Source organism: Craurococcus roseus, from assembly GCF_039523795.1.
GTDB classification, from domain to species: domain Bacteria; phylum Pseudomonadota; class Alphaproteobacteria; order Acetobacterales; family Acetobacteraceae; genus Craurococcus; species Craurococcus roseus.
Genome location: NZ_BAAAFZ010000109.1, coordinates 1 through 2,429, shown reverse-complemented (window position 1 = coordinate 2,429; position 2,429 = coordinate 1). Strand labels below are relative to the sequence as shown.

The 2,429-nt window shown below is 72.0% G+C and carries 2 protein-coding genes; both read right to left on the bottom strand.

The window, feature by feature from the left end; genetic code table 11:
- Nucleotides 1-574: 574 nt before the first annotated feature.
- Nucleotides 575-949, bottom strand: a complete 375-nt coding sequence (locus ABD067_RS24915) for a DUF202 domain-containing protein (protein ID WP_343898126.1) — start codon at nt 947-949, stop codon at nt 575-577.
- Between the two features lie 92 nt (nt 950-1,041).
- Nucleotides 1,042-2,429 (bottom strand): AI-2E family transporter (locus tag ABD067_RS24910; RefSeq protein WP_343898125.1); only part of this gene is annotated, 1,388 nt, incomplete at its 5' end.

Genomic DNA, 2,429 nt, shown 5'->3' with positions numbered 1-2,429 from the left:
CAGGTCCCCATGACCTTACCTGAGCGCTCTCCACTTCTCCTGGGGAAGTCCAGAGTGCCTCGGGCGCTCGCGCGGTGGCTGGGCGGGGCGACTGACCGCCTTCGCGCCCACGCCCGGTCGATCCCACGACGAACGAGCGCTCGCGGCGGCGCTCGACAAGAACGCCGCCAAGCGGCTGGGCCGGTGTCGCCGCCAGCCAGACTTCCCGCACGGCCTCCACTGTGCCTGCATCGTCGTGGGGCGGCCCTTCAACCGCATCAAGCAATGGTGGCTCATCGCCATCCGCCGCGACGGAGGGGCTGGGCTTCATCATCCTTGCGACCATCGGCTCATGGCCTTGAGAGGCATCGCCTCGCGTGCCCCGCTCGCCGCCGCGGCGCGCCAAGTAATCGGTTCCGCCGGAACGTCTTCCGCAGCTCAATCGGTTCCTCGCTTCACGTTTTCGGTTCTTCAAAATGACGCAGCTCGTTGTTTTCGCTTGCAAAGCGCGGCAGACAATTGGTTCCCGCCAGAGTTTCGGCCCTGGGAGCTTGGGGGAACCATCGACACCCATCTCGGAGCGGCCGGGCACGCCTCAGCCTCCGCCGGTCCGCCCGAACCAAACGCCCATCAACGCGCCCAGTGAGACCAGCAGCAGTCCGCCGTTCACCACCACCAGCAGCGCCTTCGGCAGCCGCCACACGTCGGACCGCTGCGGCGCGTCGTGGCCCGGTCGCAGATCGCGCCACACCGCGACCGCGAAGCAGAACCCGGAGAACAGCACCAGCAGCGTGGCGTTGAAGAGGATGGCCCAATCGGGCAGCACGTTCCCGAGCGAGGCCTTCGCGCCCACCCCAGCCACCAGCGCGACCAGCCCGGTGCGCACCCAGGCCGCGTAGGTCCGCTCCGCCGCCAGCACCGTCCGGTCGGCGGCGTAGAGCACGCGGGGGTCTTCCTGGTCGTCGGGCATCGCGCTTCCTGGGCCTCCCGCCGGGAACCGAGCAGGTCGGCGCCCTCGCGGCAAGGAGCGCGGCCGGGAGGGGGCGCCAGGGGCGCCGGCCTTCAAGCGCGGAGCGCCGGCTCCGCCGCGGCCTCGCGCGCGGATTGCGGGGCTGCGGCGGCTTGGCAAAAGGCCACCGCTTCCCGCAGGGACGTGACGGTGGTTTCGCCCGATCCCTCCTCCCGCAACGCGGTGAGGGTCGGGCTGTCCGGCCGGGCGCGCCACAAGCCGACGACCACCGCTGTGTCGGGCAGCCGCCGCCGCAGACGGCGCAGGAAGTAGCGCACGCCGGCGGCGCTGCTGCCCTCCTCCAGCACCGAAAGGCAGCAAAGGCGGACGCGCGCCGGGTCGAGCCGCTCCAGCCCCGCTTCGCCCAGCGCGGCGTTCGGCAGCGCGCGGGCGCCGAAGCCCGCGGCGCGCAGCAACTGGGCCGCCATCTGGGCCGCCAAGTCGTCGAACTGGCCGCGTCCGGCGACGCAGACCACGGCGCCGTCGTCCGCCCAGCCGGCGGGGGCCGCGTCCGGCGCCGCGGCGGGCTCGGCGCGTTCCGCCAAGTCGTCCAACATCGTTTCGAAGTGGCGGTGCACGCCGTCCAGCCGCTCCGGCTCCAAGACCTCCCGCGACCAGTCGGCCTGGGCGAGCGCCAGGGCGCGCAGGGCCACCTCGTCGTGGAAGGCGGCCAGCGGCGCCTCCTTCAGGTGGCGGCGCGCCTGCGCCACCAGGCCGTCCGCGTCCCCTTCCAGCGCCCGCTGGTACAGGCTTTCTTCGGGGAGCAAGGGCGGCCGGTCGCCCAGGATGACCTCCAAGAACTCCAGCCTGGGCACGTGCCGGCCCAGCACCACCAGGCAAACCGTCAGCGGCGTGGCCAAGAGCAGCCCGATCGGCCCCCACAGGAACGCCCAGAACGCGGTGGCGACGATGACCGAAACCGGCGACAAGCCCGTGCTGTGGCCGTAAAGCAGCGGCTCGGCCACTTGGCCCATGAAGCCTTCGCTCACCAGGAACAGGCCGAGCACCCAAAAGGCGAACGACCAGCCGGGGTCCACCGCCAGGGCGAGCAGCGCCGGCGGCACCACGGCGACGAAGGTGCCCACGAAGGGCACGAACCGCATCAACGCGGCCAGGATGCCCCAAAGCGCCGGGTTGGGCAGCCCGAGCAGCCACAGCCCGCCGGCGACGAACACGCCGTAGCCGGCGTTCAACGCCACCTGCGCGAGGAAGAAGCGGGACAGGCGGCTCGCCGCGTCGTTCATCGCCCCCATGGTGCGGTGGAGGTCCCGGCTGCCGGCCAAGCGGATCAAGCGGTCGCGCAGGTCTTCCCGGTACAGCAGGAAAAAGATGACGAACACCACGACGATGGCGGTGGTCGCCAGCGGCTCGAGCAACGGCTCCGCCACGCCGCGCAGCACGTCGAGGGGGCTCCGCTCGGGGCTCTGGGCGGCGGCGGCTG

Bases quoted from the DNA above. Each gene is read 5' to 3' on its own strand.
- ABD067_RS24915 (WP_343898126.1), bottom strand. From the start codon at position 949: ATGCCCGACGACCAGGAAGACCCCCGCGTGCTCTACGCCGCCGACCGG.